Source organism: Citrobacter sp. RHBSTW-00017 (genome assembly GCF_013797615.1).
GTDB classification, from domain to species: domain Bacteria; phylum Pseudomonadota; class Gammaproteobacteria; order Enterobacterales; family Enterobacteriaceae; genus Citrobacter; species Citrobacter braakii.
Genome location: NZ_CP056899.1, coordinates 2,962,680 through 2,981,617 on the forward strand (window position 1 = coordinate 2,962,680; position 18,938 = coordinate 2,981,617).

34 protein-coding genes are annotated in these 18,938 nt (G+C 53.5%); 1 reads left to right on the forward strand and 33 read right to left on the reverse strand.

Features of this window, described 5'->3' with window-relative positions:
• From HV037_RS14350 to HV037_RS14405, 12 genes are all read right to left on the reverse strand, one after another.
• Complete coding sequence (locus tag HV037_RS14350; protein WP_019076571.1) at window positions 1-450, reverse strand: phage tail terminator-like protein; 450 nt, start codon at window positions 448-450, stop codon at window positions 1-3.
• A complete protein-coding gene (locus tag HV037_RS14355) occupies window positions 440-1,039 on the reverse strand; it encodes a hypothetical protein (RefSeq protein WP_049040897.1) in 600 nt (199 codons plus the stop codon). Before HV037_RS14355 ends, HV037_RS14350 begins: the two co-directional genes overlap by 11 nt.
• Before the next feature lies 1 nt (window position 1,040).
• Complete coding sequence (locus HV037_RS14360) at window positions 1,041-1,394, reverse strand: hypothetical protein (RefSeq protein ID WP_049040895.1); 354 nt, start codon at window positions 1,392-1,394, stop codon at window positions 1,041-1,043.
• 1 nt (window position 1,395) lies between these two features.
• The gene (locus HV037_RS14365) at window positions 1,396-1,878 is read right to left on the reverse strand and encodes a DnaT-like ssDNA-binding protein (RefSeq protein ID WP_049040893.1); all 483 of its coding nucleotides are present in this window, start codon (window positions 1,876-1,878) and stop codon (window positions 1,396-1,398) included.
• A 2-nt stretch (window positions 1,879-1,880) separates the two neighbouring features.
• Window positions 1,881-2,222 (reverse strand): hypothetical protein, encoded by a 342-nt coding sequence (locus HV037_RS14370; RefSeq protein WP_103283915.1) that lies wholly within the window; start codon window positions 2,220-2,222, stop codon window positions 1,881-1,883.
• A gap of 39 nt (window positions 2,223-2,261) precedes the next feature.
• The gene (locus HV037_RS14375) at window positions 2,262-3,401 is read right to left on the reverse strand and encodes a P22 phage major capsid protein family protein (protein WP_016156686.1); all 1,140 of its coding nucleotides are present in this window, start codon (window positions 3,399-3,401) and stop codon (window positions 2,262-2,264) included.
• A 17-nt stretch (window positions 3,402-3,418) separates the two neighbouring features.
• Window positions 3,419-4,171, reverse strand: coding sequence for a DUF6651 domain-containing protein (locus tag HV037_RS14380; RefSeq protein ID WP_049041726.1), 753 nt, complete (start codon window positions 4,169-4,171; stop codon window positions 3,419-3,421).
• A 126-nt stretch (window positions 4,172-4,297) separates the two neighbouring features.
• Window positions 4,298-4,441 carry a hypothetical protein gene (locus tag HV037_RS14385; RefSeq protein ID WP_158655785.1) on the reverse strand — a complete coding sequence of 48 codons (144 nt, stop codon included), beginning with the start codon at window positions 4,439-4,441 and terminating at the stop codon, window positions 4,298-4,300.
• 2 nt (window positions 4,442-4,443) lie between these two features.
• The gene (locus HV037_RS14390; RefSeq protein ID WP_049041728.1) at window positions 4,444-5,550 is read right to left on the reverse strand and encodes a phage minor head protein; all 1,107 of its coding nucleotides are present in this window, start codon (window positions 5,548-5,550) and stop codon (window positions 4,444-4,446) included.
• Between the two features lies 1 nt (window position 5,551).
• Window positions 5,552-6,955, reverse strand: coding sequence for a DUF4055 domain-containing protein (locus tag HV037_RS14395; RefSeq protein ID WP_049041730.1), 1,404 nt, complete (start codon window positions 6,953-6,955; stop codon window positions 5,552-5,554).
• Window positions 6,956-6,959: 4 nt separating this feature from the next.
• Complete coding sequence (locus HV037_RS14400) at window positions 6,960-8,531, reverse strand: terminase (protein ID WP_049041731.1); 1,572 nt, start codon at window positions 8,529-8,531, stop codon at window positions 6,960-6,962.
• Entirely contained in the window at window positions 8,528-9,178 is a 651-nt protein-coding gene (locus tag HV037_RS14405) for a hypothetical protein (protein ID WP_049041734.1), read from the reverse strand. Before HV037_RS14405 ends, HV037_RS14400 begins: the two co-directional genes overlap by 4 nt.
• Before the next feature lie 123 nt (window positions 9,179-9,301).
• Here HV037_RS14405 and HV037_RS14410 point away from each other — a divergent pair, with 123 nt between their 5' ends.
• Window positions 9,302-9,730: a hypothetical protein gene (locus HV037_RS14410; RefSeq protein ID WP_049041738.1), complete on the forward strand. Its 429-nt coding sequence runs from the start codon at window positions 9,302-9,304 to the stop codon at window positions 9,728-9,730.
• Between the two features lie 101 nt (window positions 9,731-9,831).
• Here HV037_RS14410 and HV037_RS24440 read toward each other — a convergent pair whose 3' ends face one another.
• From HV037_RS24440 to HV037_RS14505, 21 genes are all read right to left on the reverse strand, one after another.
• Window positions 9,832-10,029: a YnfU family zinc-binding protein gene (locus HV037_RS24440; protein ID WP_316340051.1), complete on the reverse strand. Its 198-nt coding sequence runs from the start codon at window positions 10,027-10,029 to the stop codon at window positions 9,832-9,834.
• A gap of 50 nt (window positions 10,030-10,079) precedes the next feature.
• Window positions 10,080-10,283 (reverse strand): hypothetical protein, encoded by a 204-nt coding sequence (locus HV037_RS24605; RefSeq protein ID WP_049041740.1) that lies wholly within the window; start codon window positions 10,281-10,283, stop codon window positions 10,080-10,082.
• Window positions 10,240-10,512 carry a hypothetical protein gene (locus tag HV037_RS14415; protein WP_049041743.1) on the reverse strand — a complete coding sequence of 91 codons (273 nt, stop codon included), beginning with the start codon at window positions 10,510-10,512 and terminating at the stop codon, window positions 10,240-10,242. Before HV037_RS14415 ends, HV037_RS24605 begins: the two co-directional genes overlap by 44 nt.
• Window positions 10,509-11,051 carry a glycosyl hydrolase 108 family protein gene (locus HV037_RS14420; protein ID WP_049041746.1) on the reverse strand — a complete coding sequence of 181 codons (543 nt, stop codon included), beginning with the start codon at window positions 11,049-11,051 and terminating at the stop codon, window positions 10,509-10,511. The genes HV037_RS14415 and HV037_RS14420 overlap by 4 nt, the downstream gene beginning before the upstream one ends.
• A complete protein-coding gene (locus tag HV037_RS14425; protein WP_049041753.1) occupies window positions 11,051-11,326 on the reverse strand; it encodes a phage holin family protein in 276 nt (91 codons plus the stop codon). The genes HV037_RS14420 and HV037_RS14425 overlap by 1 nt, the downstream gene beginning before the upstream one ends.
• The gene (locus HV037_RS14430; protein WP_049041756.1) at window positions 11,323-11,721 is read right to left on the reverse strand and encodes a putative holin; all 399 of its coding nucleotides are present in this window, start codon (window positions 11,719-11,721) and stop codon (window positions 11,323-11,325) included. The genes HV037_RS14425 and HV037_RS14430 overlap by 4 nt, the downstream gene beginning before the upstream one ends.
• Before the next feature lie 307 nt (window positions 11,722-12,028).
• Entirely contained in the window at window positions 12,029-12,358 is a 330-nt protein-coding gene (locus tag HV037_RS14435) for a hypothetical protein (RefSeq protein WP_049041759.1), read from the reverse strand.
• Window positions 12,359-12,985: 627 nt separating this feature from the next.
• Complete coding sequence (locus tag HV037_RS14440) at window positions 12,986-13,690, reverse strand: bacteriophage antitermination protein Q (protein ID WP_049041761.1); 705 nt, start codon at window positions 13,688-13,690, stop codon at window positions 12,986-12,988.
• Window positions 13,687-13,824: a YlcG family protein gene (locus tag HV037_RS14445; RefSeq protein ID WP_016156248.1), complete on the reverse strand. Its 138-nt coding sequence runs from the start codon at window positions 13,822-13,824 to the stop codon at window positions 13,687-13,689. The genes HV037_RS14440 and HV037_RS14445 overlap by 4 nt, the downstream gene beginning before the upstream one ends.
• Window positions 13,821-14,429, reverse strand: coding sequence for a recombination protein NinG (locus HV037_RS14450; RefSeq protein WP_103283916.1), 609 nt, complete (start codon window positions 14,427-14,429; stop codon window positions 13,821-13,823). The genes HV037_RS14445 and HV037_RS14450 overlap by 4 nt, the downstream gene beginning before the upstream one ends.
• A 2-nt stretch (window positions 14,430-14,431) precedes the next feature.
• Window positions 14,432-14,638 carry a hypothetical protein gene (locus HV037_RS14455; protein ID WP_049041776.1) on the reverse strand — a complete coding sequence of 69 codons (207 nt, stop codon included), beginning with the start codon at window positions 14,636-14,638 and terminating at the stop codon, window positions 14,432-14,434.
• Entirely contained in the window at window positions 14,638-15,237 is a 600-nt protein-coding gene (locus HV037_RS14460) for a DUF1367 family protein (protein WP_049041767.1), read from the reverse strand. The genes HV037_RS14455 and HV037_RS14460 overlap by 1 nt, the downstream gene beginning before the upstream one ends.
• 105 nt (window positions 15,238-15,342) lie before the next feature.
• The gene (locus HV037_RS14465) at window positions 15,343-15,597 is read right to left on the reverse strand and encodes a hypothetical protein (RefSeq protein WP_049041769.1); all 255 of its coding nucleotides are present in this window, start codon (window positions 15,595-15,597) and stop codon (window positions 15,343-15,345) included.
• Window positions 15,597-15,854, reverse strand: coding sequence for a DNA polymerase III subunit theta (locus tag HV037_RS14470; RefSeq protein ID WP_049041771.1), 258 nt, complete (start codon window positions 15,852-15,854; stop codon window positions 15,597-15,599). Before HV037_RS14470 ends, HV037_RS14465 begins: the two co-directional genes overlap by 1 nt.
• On the reverse strand, window positions 15,854-16,180 hold the full coding sequence (locus HV037_RS14475; RefSeq protein ID WP_049041775.1) for a hypothetical protein: 327 nt from the start codon (window positions 16,178-16,180) through the stop codon (window positions 15,854-15,856). The genes HV037_RS14470 and HV037_RS14475 overlap by 1 nt, the downstream gene beginning before the upstream one ends.
• A gap of 93 nt (window positions 16,181-16,273) precedes the next feature.
• Window positions 16,274-17,134: a Lar family restriction alleviation protein gene (locus tag HV037_RS14480; RefSeq protein WP_103283917.1), complete on the reverse strand. Its 861-nt coding sequence runs from the start codon at window positions 17,132-17,134 to the stop codon at window positions 16,274-16,276.
• Window positions 17,131-17,550: an HNH endonuclease signature motif containing protein gene (locus HV037_RS14485; protein ID WP_049041799.1), complete on the reverse strand. Its 420-nt coding sequence runs from the start codon at window positions 17,548-17,550 to the stop codon at window positions 17,131-17,133. The genes HV037_RS14480 and HV037_RS14485 overlap by 4 nt, the downstream gene beginning before the upstream one ends.
• A gap of 1 nt (window position 17,551) precedes the next feature.
• On the reverse strand, window positions 17,552-17,848 hold the full coding sequence (locus HV037_RS14490; RefSeq protein ID WP_053089138.1) for an ead/Ea22-like family protein: 297 nt from the start codon (window positions 17,846-17,848) through the stop codon (window positions 17,552-17,554).
• Complete coding sequence (locus HV037_RS14495) at window positions 17,845-18,072, reverse strand: hypothetical protein (protein ID WP_049041802.1); 228 nt, start codon at window positions 18,070-18,072, stop codon at window positions 17,845-17,847. Before HV037_RS14495 ends, HV037_RS14490 begins: the two co-directional genes overlap by 4 nt.
• A complete protein-coding gene (locus HV037_RS14500; RefSeq protein ID WP_049041805.1) occupies window positions 18,069-18,614 on the reverse strand; it encodes a hypothetical protein in 546 nt (181 codons plus the stop codon). Before HV037_RS14500 ends, HV037_RS14495 begins: the two co-directional genes overlap by 4 nt.
• Window positions 18,611-18,922, reverse strand: coding sequence for a hypothetical protein (locus HV037_RS14505; protein WP_049041807.1), 312 nt, complete (start codon window positions 18,920-18,922; stop codon window positions 18,611-18,613). The genes HV037_RS14500 and HV037_RS14505 overlap by 4 nt, the downstream gene beginning before the upstream one ends.
• Window positions 18,923-18,938 lie beyond the last annotated feature (16 nt).

The following is an 18,938-nucleotide window of genomic DNA, read 5'->3' on the forward strand; positions in this document are numbered from 1 at the left end:
TCAGTAATCAGCGCGGTATTGCATGCTGATGGGGATGGTATAGGTTATGGAGCCGCTGCTGCCGTTTGGTGCAGATGTCGGACGGTCCTGTATTGGTGAACGAATCTGTGGCGGCCCGTTGATGTAAGTCGTCAGGTCACCATCCACCAGCGGTAGCCCTTCGGGGAAAGCGTCAGCGATGGACTGAGCCAGTCCTCTGGCCTGAGTCACGCCGCTACCCGCCGGAGCGATGATGTTGAGCTGGAGAATGCCCTGATAGGTTCGCAGCTGGCCTTCCATATCTTGCCCGACTGTTTGAGCCGGCAAGATGTAAACGCGCCCGTACGGCGCATTATCCGGTGGAGTAAACACGATGTTCGGCCAGGCCACCGGCAGACCCAGCGAAGAGGATATAGCCGCAACGCGACCCTCCAGCAGGTCAGCGATCCGCATTGACTGGTCACCGGCCATTGCGCACCTCGCTCATTGCCTCACGGAACAGCTGCGCGGCATCCAGCGCAGTGATACCCACCATGCCGCCCGGCGCCTGACCGGAGTGCCCGTTCTCCAGGGCTACGGAGTAAGGCAGATTATTGGTGAAGTAAATCGAGCTGACCTGCCCCACCCGGAACACCTCCAGCACCGCCATACCCCGGGAGTTCGAACCCTGCCCCGATGCGTCTGGCGTATCGTTGGATTGGGTCGGCTGACTATCAAATCCCACGTACCAGTTATTTTTGAAACGGCCTCCAACATACCCATCAGGCTTTTTGATATCCATCGAATCGTTAACCGCTCGACCACGCTTCAGATATCCTGCCTTTGTGACGTTGGCCGGGTCATTGCGAAGCGCAGCATTATGGTCACGCACCGCAGCGTTATAGGCCACTGCGGTCTGGTTTACCTCCCATTTTTCCGGCTGCCCAATGGGTGACATATCAACGAGCTGCGCCAGAATTTTGATGCCCGTCAGGCGCACTACCTCCTCAGTCTCCTGCTTTGAGCCATCAACGAACAGCTGAATAGCAGCCAGGAACGGCTGATTTACGGAACTGGTCATATCAGGTCCTTAGCTGGATGTTATAGGAGATCAACATGTCTGCCGGCTTAACCGGATTCGGCTGTACCACGCGCCACTTTTGGCCGTCGATATCAATGATGTCACCGATGCGCACCTCAGTTTCAAACGTGGCCGCCAGCTTCTTATCGCCTGTAGCAATCAGAGAACCGTCGATTTCACGAGTTGAGTATTCAGTGATAACGCCGGTAACGGTCGCGATAACAGGCTCGGTGGTAATCTCTTTCCCGTGCTGATCGCGGGTGGTGGTACCGCCTCGGGTCAGTTGGTAGGATTTGCCGTTATCCTTCAGGAGCCGCGTTGCCGTAGCGCGCATGCGGCGATAGTCGATTGCCATGCTATCCCCTTTCGATCCGGACCTGGTTGCCGCCCACTACAAGCCCGCGCAGTGCGGAATAGAACCATGGGAATGACGGAGAAGCTTTATTCGTTCCCGGCTCATACTGGACTGTTACCGCACCCTCGACGCGCTCCATCGTCACCGCCCCACCGCCAGCGACAGACGGGGTGAGGTCAATCTCCTGCGATTCGATGGCCAGGCGACATTGAGCATCAATCAGGCGCTGTGGAATCGCATCATTCGACAGGTCAACACCATCGAAGCGCACGCCGGAACGCGGCCAGGATAGAGGCTGTGATGCGCTGGAACGCTGACCGCGCCAGGCCTTCCCTTCCAGAAAGTCCATTGCCTGCATCAGCATCTGACCGCACTCACCATCATCTGCAGGAATGCTATATCCGCGCCCGGCGGCAAATGCCCGCAGGTCTGACACGCTGGCGTAGCTGTTGAAGCCTGGAGAGTTGGGATCGGCAACCAGCATGGTTATTCCTCCAGACGCCAGTCCAGCGCCAGCCAGTTATCCACTTCATCAGGATGAACATCTGCGCGCAGCGGGCCGCCAGGGAATTCTGGGGTGTCACGTAACATGACCACCAGCTCAATACCCTGCTGTTCCTGCTGCTGTTCCTGCTGCTGTTCCTGCTGCTGTTCCTGCTGCTGTTCCTGCTGCTGTTCCTGCTGCTGTTCCTGCTGCTGTTCCTGCTGCTGTTCCTGCTGCTGTTCCTGCTGCTGTTCCTGCTGGGCAGGATTTTTATCAGCGGCCTGCTGAGCTGCAAGCTTTTCCGCTTCACGCTGAGCGCGCTGCTCTTTGGTTAATCCGGCCATTGGGCCTCCTGAAAAACAAAGGGGCCGAAGCCCCCTGGGTTAACCCATGATGATGGCGGAATGACGTGGCGCCACAGCAGCCACACCCCATGCCAGACCCACTTCATAACGCACCTGACGGTACTGGCGGTACAGCGCCACCTGGAAGGTGATGCCAGATACCGGGTCGGTCACATTCATGACGTCATCAGCAGTATCGCCACCTTCAGGCATCGCCGGGGTACGGCTGGCCAGCAGGAATGCCCCGCGGTCAAACGCCATGTTCGGTACGAATTCGCTCAACACGGTGACATCAGCCTGATCTGCCAGATCCTGACGGAGGCCCGGCGCGCTAATAGTGATAGTGGAAGACGTAGCCGCAACGACCAGATACTGATTGTCATCACCGGCGAACTTCACCGCAGTACCTGCAGCAATACCGCCGGTGCCAGCAGAGATAGCGATGATGATATCGCCCTCTTTCTTCGCGCCATTGACCTTATAGCCAGCAGCAGCGCTTTTCGCGGTACGCTTGATGCTGAAGGATTCGTGGAGGTTGAAGCCCATGATGCGACCGATAACACCTTCACGCAGCAGTTGGTCGGTTCCCGCTTCGTTCGCTTTGAAGAGTACAGCCTGTTTACCACGGATGGATGCCATCGCTTCGCCACCCAGCACCATACGCAAATCAGTAGTCGGCGCACCGTTATCGGTCAGGATTTGACGCGCCAACGCAGCATCAGTCAGATCGTCTTTGATGCTGAACGGGGTATTCTTCGGCGCGCCAACAGCGCGGGAGGAGTTGAGGTACAGCGCAGCGAGATCCGCATCCACTTCGTTCGCCAGCGCACGGAAAGCCTGCTTGAACTGGTCAGCCAGGATGGTGTTGTAGGTACCAGCCGGGCCCAGAGCCAATTGCTCTTCACCATTCCATTTCACCGGGGCCATTTTGGATTTGGTGATTTTGACATCCACACCACCGATGGTCTGGTCGCCAGAATTAGGCGCTGAAGGACCAGGGACAATATCTTCAGTGGTGGCTGCAGGTGCGACTGGCGCACGTACGGTCTGGTCTTTTGCAGCAGCATCCGCTTTCGCGTCACGCGCCACCGCAGGAATAAAACCAGTTTGCTCGCGGGACACTACGTCCAGCGCGGTATAGATGGTCGGGATCAGACCAGTAAGGGTATTGCCTGCCATTTATGGCTCCTTTCGATTTAATCGACGATGCTGACGCCGTCTTTCAGCGCTGCTTGCTTGCCAGCGTTATCCAGGGAATCAAACGCATCGCGTTTCATGGTTTTTTGCCCGGCCTGGTGCTGCGACTGGTGAGAACCGCCGCCGCTGTTACCGGACGCTTTGAGGATGTAATCTTTCTGCGGATGCGACTCGACCAGAGACTCCAGGGCCTCATCAAAGCTGGCTAACTCGCCGGGCTTGGTGCGTGAGAACACCTTATTGCCCTGTCCGTCGTAGGCCACAACCTTCCCTTCTTCGATTTTGAAGTTCTGACCGAAGTAGGAACGCACGAACTCAGTCGGGATCGCCATCTTCTCGGAAATGTACTTAGAGCCACCGAAGCGGCCGCCGATCATCTCGTCGTAGAGTTGAGTTTCCAGCTGCTTGGTCTTGCCGTTCGCCTCGTCCAGCTGCTGTTGGAAAACTTTGGTGATCTCCGCCTTTACCTGGTCAACCGCACCAGCATCGATCAGTTTTTTTTGGTCGATTTTGGTCATCATTTCCAGGGCTTCGAGCGCCTTGGCCGGGTCGGTGATGCCAGAGAATTTCGCGAGGTTGGCTTCCGCCGCTTCCTTCGCTTCACGGTGAGTTTTCGCCTCGCCATTCAGAGAGGTGATTTTGGTCATCGCTGCGACCGCATCGAACGGGATTTCTTTGCCGTCATCATGGATGTACACAGGCATACCGTTTTCAACGACCACATTTCCGTTAGCATCAAGTTTCAGTTTCATTGTTTTTGCTCCAGCCTTCCGGCCATTGGTAATAGGTCATCCGACCCGATCACCGCGTCGCATCCGCTCAGCGGCAGGCATAAAAAAGGCCACCCGAAGGCAGCCTTGAGTTGAATTTTGTAATGCTCAGAGCTTATTGGTTATTTGCTCTGCGATTTTTGCGTCTTCTTCTGACAGCTCACCAGATAAGGCATAGGCAATCATCGCAATCATGATGAATTTGCGCTCAGCCTCAGTCAGGGTGACAGTTTTGTCTTTCTCGTTTTGCATGGTTAACCCTCAAACGCCGACGCATCCACGCGGCGCAGTTCATCCAGGGTGAGGAACTCCCCGGCATCGTTAAACATCTCCGGTACCGTGATTTTGCCGTCACGCAGCATCATGGCGCGGGTAACGCCCAGCACCTGCTCCTGCCGCACGTATGGCTGCCGCGCAAGCCAGTCGGCATAACTGGTATGCGCTGGTACCTGCCCGTCCATCGAGGCACGTGTAGCGCTGCTCATTTCGTCAGGCGGTATCTGCAACTCCTCCCACGATTTCGTAATGAGGATTTCACCGGACCGACAGCAGAAGTGGATTTTGCCGGGTCCGCGTAGATACGGGACCACATGCCCCAGCGGCTTGCCGTCGAGCGTGTAGAGTTTTCGGTCGCGAATGATGCACCACTGGCTCGTATGGGTGTCGAGCGTTGATGACCACTGCTTGGCCTTCACGATGTCGCTATTAGCCTGAGCGAACTCCTGGCGTGCTGTTGCGGCCATATGGTTCACCGCAGTGCGGGTCACCACGGCAAGGTCACGCCGGGAGGCGTTAATCACCCCATCTTCACGGTTGAGTTTCGGCGTACCAGCCACACGTTTAACAATCTGCTCTACCGTTTCGCCTTGGAGATACCCAGAACGCACAGCGTTAGTGATTTTGTCCAGTCGATCCGATTCTAGCTTCTGACCCCACTCCTTCAGCAATCGCCCCTGGAAGGGCTGCGCCACTGCCGCAGCGTAAACCTGCTCGGGTGCGATGCTCTGGAGCGGAGCATGCTGGAGAATCTGCTTGGGTATGATGCTGCTGAACAGGTCCAGTTGATACCCGGCTTCATACTCAACGTAGCGCGTCAGTTCGCGCGCCAGCGCAGTATTAACCGGTTCATAGGCCTGCTGGTTGAGGTCACGCACACCCACCAGCAATGACGCCAGGCGGCGGGCGCTGTACGTGTCAGCTCGCTTACCGTCCAGCAGCACCAGTAGTTTGGCTGCCAGGTCAGCATCAAGCCTGTTTAGCAATGCCACCATGCGCCGGGCGACGCCCGTGCCGTAGCGGTTCACGTACAGCCCGTGCGCTATCGTCTCATCCTGCAGGCGATCATTAACTGAACGGGCCATATCACACCTCGCCAGGCGGTGGTTCTGTCAGTGAAGCCGACTCAGCCAGCAGTTCGCTCAGCACCACATCTGGATCCGCATCGGCATCGATGATGTTCAGCTTCTGCAGAGACTTGATGGCGTCCACGCGACGGATATCACCGCCCTGGCGTAGCGACTGAATGGCCAGTGCAGCAGGAGGATTGAACTCTTTCGACTCGACATCCAGCTCGGTGCGGACATCGACGTTCCCCCCCTCAGATTCCCCGATGTACTCAGCCATAATTTGCAGGATGTTGTCGATCGCATCTTCCAGGCTTGTCGCCATGGTATAGAGCGGTGACTGCTCCTGCATTTTCTCTTCTGAGGTCTGGTCTACCGATTTGGTAGAGGTGTTTTCGGTGCGCAACAGCTTCGCACCCGCCTGTCGCATCTGCTCCACCAGCTCTGCCAGCGACTCTTTGCCGGCACCGATGGAGGAACCTGTGTGCTCGACGTATTCCAGACCCTGCCTTTGCCGATCGGAGAATGAAGTGGCAGAAGATGAGCCAATCACAAGTTCTTGCCCCTCCTCCAGCCCGAACACCGTGAGCAACGGCACTCTGGCGACGTGCAGGATGTTGTCCTGCTCGCTTTGACTCTGCCAGTGCTTGATATTCAGCAGAGCCATGTTGAGAAGCGGTGGTGAACCACACATAAACCCGGTGCGTTTGGTGTAGAGCGTGACCAGAGTGATATCCTGGCGGGATGTCTGCCACCCCTCGAATAGCGCCCAGTTCGCGGCACCGTCAGCATCCTTGGCCTTGCGGTAAATTTCCACCTTTCCAGGTGTCAGGTACCGTATTTGCTCGACCTTGGTCTGCCCGAAGTCGTCGCCGTCTTCGACCACAACCTCTTTGATACGCAGCGCAGTCAGCACCACTTTGCCGTCCACCATTTTAGACTTCCAGCCGATCACCTGGCGGGGATTCAGCATCGTCACATAGGGACGCGCTCCGGTGGCCTTTTCATCAGCCTTGGTCTTTACCTGCTCGGCATCGACCCGGGGGTAGTCCACCAGCGCGTGGGACAGACCGTACTGCATCGCCAGGCTGAAGAACGCCTGTGCCCATACATCGAGGCGACTGCCTTCAAGATCCACGTTCCTCGCAAATTCGCGCAGCGCATCCGGGACGTTCTCGCCCAGTTGGATCGGCTCAGCGAATACGCGGCCAACGTTCTGGTTGATGGTCTCTTCGTAGGCAGGAAGAAGCGTGGCCACAGCCAGGCGCTTTTTGTAATCCTCTTTGTCCTCTTTTGGCCAGCGCGGCAGATAAGCCTCACCAAGCTGGCGCATGTACAGCGTGCCGCCCATCAGGGCGTCGTTGATGTCCCACGCCTGCACCATGTTCCCATAGTCCAGATTGGGGGTTGAAATATCAGGCATGGGTTTAGAGCCTCAGGCTGGTGACTTTGCCGACTTTCTTCGGCGGTGAATGTAGGGCGGCATAGCGCGTGCCATCCCAATCGTGATCTTCCTGCTGTGTGTCTACATCGTCAGGGTTCTTACTGTCGCGAACGAGAACCGGAACACGGCTAATCCAGCCCCGGCAGTAGTCAAACACGTAGAATGCTGGTTTCTCTGGCATACCTGATTCCAGCTTCTTGCCCTCAATGACGGCCTCCAGCATGTCAGCAAACAGTGCCGCGCCGTTCACGCGTGAACCCGGCTTCTTGTTGGATGGCACCCATTTAACGCCCTGGGATTCCATTTTCTGGGCAATAGATAATTCGTCATCACCGGTGTTGTAGATAGCCCCGTCAGCAGGTCCGGGAACAACCTTCTTGCAGATACCGGGCATGATGTTCAGCTGCCCCTGCGTCACCCCGTTGAGTTTTATCTCCTCAGGCTCAGCAAGCTCCTCTCCCACCAGACGCTTATCAATCCACGCCACGCCCTTAGCAACGTTGGTGGATGACATATTCAGCCCTTTGTTCAGCTCATCAGGCGGGCAGCCGTACCACTCGCCAATGAGGATCAACGACCCGGCAGGCGGGCAGAACTGGCGACCATCAGGCAGCTCGGCGGTGGTGCCGTCAGCCCGCGCCCACCAGAGGTTGGAGAACGGCTTCGATTCTCCCCAGTCATGAGAGCGGTCAACCGTCCAGCTATCGGGAATGCGGAACGGCTTAATCACGTGATGCGAGGCATTCCACAGATGGTCAAAGCGACCACCGCTGGTGACATCCCATGAACCCTCTACCCAGGCTTTGCGCCGGTTAGGGTCTTTGATTGCCATCAGCGTCGCGATGTACTGCGGATCCAGATACGGGTTCTCTTTGAACGAACCGTGGATAGCGACACGCGTCAGCGTCACGTCCTCTTCTCGCTCGGTCTGAGGGTTAAACACCTTCTGCGTTTCGCGAATGATGGTGCCGCGCGGCGCAGGCTCAATGAAGCGCTTCTTAACCCATGTGTGGCCGATGCCAAACGGGTTTGTGGTGCTGAATGTCTCCAGTGGAATCGGCTTCAGCAGTGAGCCATCATCCCTCGGGTAGTTCTCGGGCCGAAAAGATGATCGCCGGCAGGAGAACATCATCTCGTAGAACTCACCCGACTGCTGCTTGGTCAGCTCGTTAAACCCGATAAACGGGAACTCCTGGCCGTGGTAATCCCAGTAGTCGCCCTCTTCTTTCCCGAAGCGGAACAGCAGCTCCTCACCAGTCGGCCACACCCAGCGCAGCTCAGATGCTGAGGCCAGATATCGGGCACCGTCGTTGAACAGGCGATACATACGCTTTGACTGGGTGATGATGTCGGTGAGGTTTTTATACTCGGTATCGAATATCACGCCACGCCAGAACGAGCCGTAGCCCAGACCAACCAGGCGACGAAAGCGCGCCAGCTGCGCGGCAGTTTTACCCGGTCCGCGCGTCCCCTCGTAGAGTATTTCGTTGCATGGGCAACTCAGGGAGAGCGACTGCGATCCCGGCAAAGGTTTCCAGACGGCTTTGTAATTCATCCACCAAGAACCTCGTTCTGTTGCTTCTGTGCTGCTGCTTCCCAGCTATCCACATTGTCGCTGGTTGGTACCAGCATTACGTTGTGAGTGACGTCCTTAGCAGGCTCTTTCTCGCCAATGTCATATGCCTGGCGCTCAAGGCCGACAAGGTTTTTCATCGCATCACTCAACGCTTTCACTGCTTTGACTCGTTCCGGCATGCTGATAATTGAGTGGTAAATCTCGTTGAGCTTATCGCGTCCATTCTCGTCCGGCTCAAGCATCAGCTCGCCCAGCTTACGAAGAGAAGCTACGTCCGCACACTCAGCGCCCAACTCATCAAACAGAGCATTGGTGATCTCCCTGGCTCGCCGTATGTCACCGCGATGCTCCATGCGCACCGTAGCAATCACCTCGGCAGTGGCCTCGATTAGTACGCGCTCAGAAAGTACCGTTTCGCTGCGTACCTGTTTGCGTACCTCGGCTTTGCGTACCAGATCGTCTGCACGCTCTTTCACCTTCGCATTGAGGTCACGAGACCATTCATCACGTTTGGCACGCTTACGGATAGCGCCTTCGCTGATGCCGTTCTGCGATGCAATCTCACGGAGGGACATCACTCCGGCCCGGTAAGCCGATTCGATAGCCTCCCAGTCCGGCTTGCTCATTAGACATTCCTTTTTAGAGATTGTGACGACTGAAAATAAAGTGAAAAAATCATTCGATTAGAGTTAAGTTATCTAATCACTTTGCCGATACCTCAATCAACCACACTCTACAGGGTAAAACTGATGTTAGGACTTTATGGCGGAGCTACCGGTTTAGTTATTGAATTAGCGGCACGAAAGGCTATTGAAGCCTTTAGTAAAAAATCGACTGATAGCGCACAGACTTCAGCCCAACTATCTGATGAAGCCCAAAAGGCGGAACTTCAGTCGTTAGTTTTTCAATCTCAGGCAAAAGTCCAACAAGAACTCGCTATAGCAAGAAGAATTCTCGCGGCTGAAGAAGTTGAAATTGAAGAGTTCTATGATGGCTCCGCATCGGCTGAATTAGGCGCAAAAGCTTCAACTGAGAAAGTGTCACTTGGGCTCAATGGTGAGGGAAGAAAAATCACTAAGCGTGTCATTAAATTCAAGGGGTTCAATAACCAGGTTGAGCATATTTTACAAGAAATCGATAAGAGCACGTCTGAGATTATAGATACACAGCAACAATGAAAAGTTGGTAACGATGCTCAATATTGCCATTACGATAGTTCTGCCCATGGTGATGGCAATAAAAAACCGCCCGTAGGCGGTTATATTCAGCAGGTCGCATGTTATCTGTGAATGACAAACAGTGATTTGCATTGAGGGCAGAGCAACGGTAGTTCTTGCCGTACTTTTGTGGACGGGTGGTTCGAGTTATGGCCGCATATCGGGCAAGCCACTGTTGTTTTGGTCGCCGCTTCAACGCGTTTAAGTGCGTAATCGAAGAATGACATATTTTTAACCCCTCTAAGAATGAGGTCTATCATACCACGATTGATTATTTTTTAATCTAAAATAGCCACAACTTAGCACTTAATCACCGAGTTAATAAACTGCTATCGGTTGGTTGTTTGCAGTTCGCCTGCCACGATTTGTTATGCGCCAGGATGTCGCGCTTCGTCTGGCGGTCCATCACTTCGATGTCGTGCTCAGTAAGGCGAATCGCGCTCACCCAGTCACATCCTGTATCGATGACCTCAACCTTTGCGGGTCCAGTTTGCGCGCAGCTCCCGATCAACATCGTCATCAGGCATATGGCTAACAGTCTGCTGTACATTGCTGGCCTCTCTGGTTGCTTCGACGCGACGTTCTGCGGCTGCTTTGGTGGCTGTGGCGTTATCATCGGTACGCTGTTTATCCGATTTGGCTTCAGCCTTTTCGCGACCACGCATGCTGCCCAGGCCAAAAGCGCCGAGCACCATAATGATTGCGAAGCCGATAGAAGCCAGAATAGCTTTCAGTTTCGTCATAGACTCACGCGCTCCCGTACCCAGCCATACACAAATGACTCGTTAGCCGGGCGCTGTTCTGCCAGTTCGAGATATCGTTGACCTTGGCTGCAGTTCAGTCCGCGGAGCAATACGGATTCCCCTTCACTTCCGCGTTTCGCCAGAAAGGATTTAAGGGCGCTGATACTTCGCGGGCCAATCTGGCCATCGGCGATCAGATCGGGATAGAGCTGCTGCTGGTTATTGAAGACATTCAGCCAACGCTGGAACCATTTCACCTGCACTGATGGCCCCATATTCACGCCGGTGTCGCACAGTTCGGCAGCGATGACCGGCGACACGGTAGCTACCTGGTCGAAGCGTGGACCATACCAGTAATCAGCCTCGAGTATTTCGAGAGCTTGCTGCCGTGTCAGGTTACGCATATCACCGGTATAGCCATGGGCGCGTGCCGTTGCCTGAGTGATGCCCCAGTTTGTCGGGCCGCCCTTATCGTTCGGGTGATTAACGTAGCCACCCTCTTTGCCGAGAATGCTGTTGAAGATATCGTCTTTGGTCATCATTCAGCCCTTACGACTTTTGCCAGATTGCCTTTGGCACGCCAGACAGCAATACATATGGCCAGGTTGAGGAATAACTCACCCGGGTCAACGTTACTGTAACGCCCGAGAAGAATACGGAAAGCGGTGAAGCCAGCCGCCAGAATCAGCAGGTAAGCCATCCACGCATAACTGGGTCGGTGTGTCTTCCCGGCTTTACTGAAGAACATCAGGCGCACCACGATCGCCATACAGATGATCGCGTTTGCGTCCAGGATGACGGAATGCCATGTCATTTCCCTTCCTCCTCCAGCCCGGGCATCTTGCCGCGCCGTGATTTGGCGACGATTCGAAGCAGGACTGCGACGGAAATGGAAGCGGATACCAGCGCACCGACATTCGGTGAAACTTCGATACTGACTGGCGGCTGCAACAACCCGAGGGCTGTGTTGATTACCCCGGCGAGTATCTTTGCCATGGGAACGGAGAAGAACACGCCCCCCATGAATGAGATGACCGCGAAGAGCATCTGCTTCCAGAGTTGATGAGGCTCTGAGGTCAGCACATACATTGCCGCCCCGGCAAGCGCACATAACATTACGCCAGGCGTCGCCTCCGGGAACATAGTGGCGAAAGTGATCCCTACCGTAGCGGAGGTCACCCCACTGGCAATTGTGATTGGCTCAGACATAGTTATTCCGTGTGTAGAGGGTCAGGCTTCACGGGCTGAATTTATCAACAAAGCACGTAGCGGATGATTCCCGTGAGCCTGAAATAGAAAAGCCCCGCATAAGCGAGGCTATAAATTATTATCCACACTCTCGCAGTGGCTGCGCTCGTGCCCTCGAGTATCTGTCGCGTCATCGCCGCTTATGACCGGTGCGCGTCTGGCGTTCGCGCTGCTTTACCGGAGTTTGTTTTGATATAAGAACCTTGACCCATCACTACACAGGCTCGCTCATAGGCGACTCTGGGCAGCATCATGACTGCTACATTGCCTATCGGCTGCGGTCTATCCGCTTACTGGTGCATTTTCTTACCCTCCAGAAACAAAAAAAGCCACCCTTAGGTGGCTTGTGAATGTACGAAGTTCGGATGCCTTTCTTCGCTTTTAATAGAGCGTTATCTTCTTTCAGGCTCTCTACTTGGTCTCGCAACCTTTCAAGTTCTTTCTCGGCTCTGTCTCGGTCACGCTGAAGACCTTTAATCACTTCGCCTTGGGATGCCTGTACTTCTTTGAGAGTCTGAACGTTGGCTTCAGATTCATCGACAGTGTCGACAATTCTAACCGCAAAAAACGATACGATCGCCATCAGTAAACCAACCATAAAGGTCAGTATCCAGACTTTTACTCCGGAAGCAGAGTTTTCAGAGGCTTCTATAAATTATTCCTTATACATAGCAAAAATACCGACATGCGGCCGCAAGTCGAATCCGAGGGTATTTTAGCTGTATAAGGAGATGAAAAGCTTTAGAAAACAGAACGGATACGTCTGTTTGATTATTTAACGAGCGAAAGCAGCCAAAATCCCCAAGCAGGGATGATAAAAAAAGTCATCGTATACACGACAGTAGGCTGAATTTTGTTCAAATTAAATATCCTTAGCAGGGCCTTGATTTGCTCTACAAATCCAACCTACATAAATAGTTGGATGCTGACAAGAGGTTGGCGCTACTTTTTTTCATTCAAATTAGGATTGAAGTGTCCCTTCAATGGCGCGGCATATTACGCATGTATCCACCATTTTTCAATCGTTATGCACATTATTATGATGCAATACGTGCTTTTGCATCACCTTAAGCCAGTAAGAATCTACAGCGGGGAAAATCAAAACCCCGCATCTGGCTGGTTCGCTTATCCGAGTAATAACGGGTTAACTCAAGCGCCATATTTTCTTCAACGGCAATTGAATTGCCACCCCTGAACACAACATTGGCACAATATCAAATTAAACTCAAATATGCGCTATTTTCTCTACTTTAGCAATAGTTTGTTCGAAATTAGTCGCCTTTTGTTGTGAACGTGATCGAGAAACTGTGAGCAAAGCATCTCTATCAAGCGACTCAAAAACCGTCTGCATAGTTTGCCATTGGTCACCAAATGTCTTGTACCAGTTTTTCTCTTCTACTCCAGTCAGTTCCGCAAGCTCAATGCCGCTATATTGATCGCCACCACGAATACCCTTCTTCACATCTTGCGCCGCCAGCCATATCAACTGACGCAACCGGTCGATAGTCTTCTTCGCCACCCTCTTCCCGGCCAGTTGCTGGCTGAACTGTTGCCAACCCCACTGAGTAATCAGCACCTGATTATCCCAGCGTACATTCTCGCTGTAGTTCCATAGCAGCCAGGCCTTCTGGTGTTCTTCGAGCGTCATCAGCGCACGGCGCCACGATGCAGTGGAGTATTCAACCGGCTGCACCAGCGGAATATGTGAGCCCTTGGCATGCGACTGCTTGCCCGGTATTGGCGGGTTATCCAGCGTAATCATTTCCCCGGTCACTTCATCCAGCACTCGAGGCTTTTTACGTTTAAACGTTCCCGTATCGAACTGCGCGTTTTCAAGCCACGCCATCAACTGCCCTTTTGTCGCACCACTCAGATCGGCGGTGGCCACTATCAGTTGCTGGCGCACGTATTCGAGAAATTGAGTGTTCATACAGCACCGCCTATGGTTTTGATGTAGTTCTTCAGTATTCGGTAGTCCGTCAGTACAGAGCCGGGAAAGTGATATAAGCGCAATCGTTGCCAACGAACGCGGAGGTGATCGGCAAAATAGGATTCAAATGTCATGCAGCCTCCCTGCTCTTAATTAATCCACGGCGAAGCGCGCTGTAGTGCTTCCTAATGGTTTCGAGTTCTTCGATGGTGTATCGGTGTGGGACGTTATTGTTTTCGAGTGCCTCGACGCGCTCAGGCCCTATTTTCTCGATAAGGCCAAGGCGGTACTGCTGCTGATTGCCCGACAACTGCACGTTACAGTGGTGGCACTGTTTACTGATATTGTCTTCGTGATAGCGGAGATGTGATGCCTTACCGCGTGATCGGTAGTGACCGGCTTCCCACTGGACGGTTTCGAACGTCCCGCAGCTAATGCATGGCAGATCGGCATCACGCTCGCGGATGTAGTCATTGACGACACGCTGCGTTAAATCTTCCCAGTGCTTCAGCGGCTTAACTGCAGCTTTACGCTGGCGCCAGGCGGCTCGCTCTTTCTTCTCAGTGGCGCGCTGTTTGGCGGACTCCTTGCGCCGTGCATCCTCCCGGGCTTTTCTGGTCTGCTCTTTGCCGACGGCAGTGGCACACTCATAACCGCAGACGGTCTGCGTGTCACGCACCGGGTGGAACCACTGGCGACATTCTTTGTTGGCGCACTTACGGCGCGGTAGCTTAGCCATACTCACCCCCACGCCTTGCTTTGCCATACCTGGCTAGGGCGCGGCGCTTTCTCGCTTTCCGGCAGCTGCACGCTGACGGTCCAGGTGATGTTGTCGCGATTCAGGCTACGTTCTACCGTGGCGCCACGACGACGGTAACTGGCCACCAGCTCGTCGGCCTGATCGGTTGTGCATTCGTGATGGTGGAACCAACTTGTTTTCATCGCCATCATCCCGCAAAGCTCATGAGCTGCGATGCGGCGTTTTCCGCTTCACGTTGGTCTTTAAATGCCCGGGACAATACCCAGCGCCACAGAACATCGAGCGCGGCTTTGTACAGCTGCTGGAACTCGGTTTCGTCCATGTTGGCGAAGGCGATGCTGCGGGGGTGTTTGCGAAGGGTGCCGTCGGGAAGCTGTATGGCGTCGTAGTGGCCGGATTCGACGATCACCCATGCGCGGTATGCGTCATAGGATTTGCAGATGCTGATACTACCGGCGCGTTTATCGGCGATACGGTCCAGATATTGCTCGGCAGCATCCAGGAGTGCGGCTTCACTTCCCGCGAATGAGGCAAGAAACTTGGCATAGCCGGTTACCAGCTTGCGTTCGTTGGAGGAGATTGCTCCGCCAGTAGGTTCCCAGTATTCGAAACCGAGATTGAGTAACGCGAAGAAGCGGCGATGGAATGCGGGATTCCTCACCTGCCTGAACTCAGCCACCAGCACGGCACCGAGCTTGAATTTTGATTGCAGAATATCACTGGTCTCCGGCGTGGCGGGGATCAGGATTCCTGAAGACTGCTTGATTAGTTGTAGTTCGTGCGCCATGGTGCTCTCCGTGGCGCATAAGGTTGTCAGTTGCTCAGACTGACACTGACATTATGTACAGTTGATAATGGAAAATCAATGCAATAAAAAACTCGCCGATTCGGGTTAATATTTAAAGCGATTTTCCGGGGTAAGCGCGTATTCGTATGTGAAGTTGAATGCCTCGCTTTCAGTGTTGAATCGGCGTTCGGTGATATCACTCCAGCGCCCTCCCCTGAAATACTTCTGAGCTACCCATTTTCCCTCGAACGGGAATACGGCATATGCGCCGACATACCGGTTATCAGCATGCGGATCCGGATATGACTCACCTTCTGCCAGAACGTAAAACTTGATGCCGCTTACAATGAGACAGCCCATTACTTCTTCTCATTCTGCGCAGCCATATCCAGATAGCGCGAATCGGATGCTTTCGGCAGCGTCAGGCTCTGCTCGCGGTAGTAATGAACGCGCTCCATGAAGTATTCGCGAAGATTCTCTGGCTGCTCGCGGGCCACCTGCTCAGCGATAACCGGCATGTTCATACGCTCTTTGTACGCCACTCCGGAGGCTGCCAGGTCAACGTTAACCTTATCGCGCTCTTCCTGCGGCTTTGCAGCAATATTCCAGTCAGACATTAGTCAGCAGTTCTCCCGCGCCAGCGTTTGTTACTTTCTGAGATTCGATCCGTATCGACGGACTCGACCTCCCCTTCTGAAAATCTAATGGCATTTGCTTTATTTAGCGCTGCCCTAGCCTCTTCTTCCGCCTTACTGAAATGCACCTTCTTTCTTCCCCTGAAACTTCCAATGCGGATTTTTGAAGATGACTGTGCCTTGTGCTTGCTAATCCGTAACTGTGCCGCCAAATGGGCTTTTGCCTCGGCCCGGTTAGCGGGTTTCTTCTTGACTAACTCAAGGTCTAATTTGTATTGCTGATCGGCATTTAGCTTCTTCGGCTTCATGATGTCACTCTCAAACAAAGTCCATTTATCATAGAATAAGAGGCCCCTAAGGGCCTTGATTTATATCTATGCGGATTATTGTCAGCTTGTTCGTCACTTCACATCCTGCTGCGGTGCTGCTGCGAGCATGGCTCTATACGTCGGGTTAATTGCATCATGTTCGTTAATTGCAGCCCAGCCAGCTTTATTCATCGCTTCTGTAGGCTCCTTCGGAACTAATTGCCAATCATCCGGAGTTACCGGAGAGTTGGCAGCCAGCGCTGCCGACTCTCTACCTGCCCTATAGGCAAATTCAGCCATCGTACCAAGCATCTGTTTTGCAGATGTTGTATAATTATTTTTCTGATAATTTTCATACCAGAACCTGCCAAACCACGAGTAGAAGTTATCATCCTCATCAACAGATACTGACTTAAATTCAGGTATATCAGGACCTTTTCGAATCGCTCTGGCAAGCTCGATTGGGTCGTCGTACAACCAGTCACCTGTTTGCGGATGATTGGCTTCTGCCAATTGTGCAGCCCACTCCAGTCCGTCTTTGTGTCCTTGCAGATAGTCCAGCGGTAACTCATCACTATTACTTACAGGTTCGGCCTGAAGCATGGCGGTGCGGCGGTTCCATACCTCACGCAACTTATCTCTCGCATCTATGTCTGTGTGATATACGGTATCGGTCGAAATTCCACAAGCGCTGCAAGATATCCAGTTGAGATTATCGTCATCATAATCAAACTCAGCGCCTCCTCCGCAGAGCGGGCATGGAAGAAGACCATTTTCATCAAGCTTCGCACCAAACGCCGCAATAGCCCCATCAATCACCTTCACAGCATCAGCCATTGCGTAGCCGAGATTACCGCCGTCGCTTTGTGCTGCTGCTTTGCTGAGTATTTCGCGTATCTGGTGCAGGCGATCGAGTGATACAGGACCGTGCGCCGGGTGGTTGTTAGTTGTCATGCTGATGCTCCCTCTTGATATTTTTCAAACCAGAACACAACCGGCTTTTCGACAACTTCAACCAGGCCAAATCGTTCAGCAGTGCGGAAGTTGACGCTATATGAGCGAGCACGTTCTGCCTGCCGCGTAATTTCTTCCCGGAATAAGTCCACGCTGAATGTGGCTTTAAACAGGTTGCAAGGTGCGCAAGCCGGGAAAAGATTTTCGATAGCATCATTCTCAGGTCGCCAGAATTCCCCGGTTGCAACAGCACGCCGGGTTCCATTGGACTGACGTTCGCCAAATTCCCACTTCCGCAATGCAGCCTCAACATGGTCAGCATGCCAGCCTTTCTCTGGTAGTTCGCACCCACAATAAGCACATCGACCGCCAAACTTCATGCGTAGCTCTGCACGTTGTTTTTTCGTCAGTGCCATCTCACACCCCCTTCACGCCAATGCCAGCGGCGCGGATTGCGTCGGCACATTCTTCCAGTGCAAAGTTATATTTATCAGCAGCCAGACCGTAACCTTTCGGGTACGGCGTTGGTAGCATCACCTCCCGTGTCTCCAGCTCTGCGATCCGATTCTCTTCGGCTTCCAGCTCATCCAGCAGCGCCAGCACAGCTTCCGGGCTTGCTTCATCCTGCCAGGCATCAGAGGTGTCACTTACAGAGCGGAGCATGATTTCTTCCTGCGCCGCTTCACGCAGCGCCTGTTTGTTGAGTGCTGTCATTTGGCTGCTCCAAAACTTGGTTTCCAGGTGAACTCCGGAGAGATAATCACATCCATGCAGGTTCCGCGCTCGTTATGCTGCTCGATCATTTCGAGAATGTCAGAGTCCGTCTGTGTATCTCCGTAACTCCCAACAATGCATAGTAATTCGACAGAGGCACCGAGGTTTTGCATAGCAATCGTCAACTGCTTTGCCAATGCTATTTTCATTGTTTCGTCGCTCATAGCGAGGCTCCTTTGCGAAGTTGGGTGGCGAACTTTTTCGATTCTTTCTGGATGAATAGCTTTTCGCTGAAGTTGTGGTACTGACCAAACATCTCCACACCCTGCGCCCGCACTTCAGCCAGAATAGCGTCGGTGGCTGGGGTTTTGATTTCCTCGAACGCCGATATTGCCGCATCGAGAGCCGCTTGCTGATAGGGAATTGACTGCTCGTCATGGAATCCACCGCCAGAGGTTTCCAGACCTTTGTACATGCTGTATAGCTTGTCACCAAACGACTTCAGCGCCGCATTCTCCGCCGCCAGCTCCCTGCACTTGCTCTCGGCGTTAGCGAGCTGTACTGCCATGTCTGTGACTTCGGCTTCAAGTTTTTCAGCATATTCAATCAGGAGATCGATTCTTTCCGGCGTTACGGTTTTAACGTATTTGCAAATCGATGACGCATAATTATCATCCTGGAGTGTGCCAGCCAGGCCATTACAAAATTTGCGGTTCCCTTTTGTCGCCTTGATATCGGCGATGATTTTTTTAACATCTGGTTTCATGCTGATGCTCTCCCGTAAAACGCCAGTACACGCTGCATAGCCGGACTTGTGCGGCAAACTGATGTGACCATGTTTTTGCTCATGTTCGATTTGAGCTGCTTGATGTTCAACTCCCCGCCGGGTTGCAGCGAATAGACCGGGCGGTGCGGCTCGCCAGTGCGGATTACTACCGCTCTGCGTACCAGGTGAAGCAGCAGGTTATGTGCCTTCTTGCAGTCACATCCCAGCAGGCTCTGGACCTGACGAGGCGTGATGGTCTGGTTAACCCGAAGGAAATCGACGATTGCCCACAGTGATTTGCTTGCCATAGTGATTTTTCCTCGA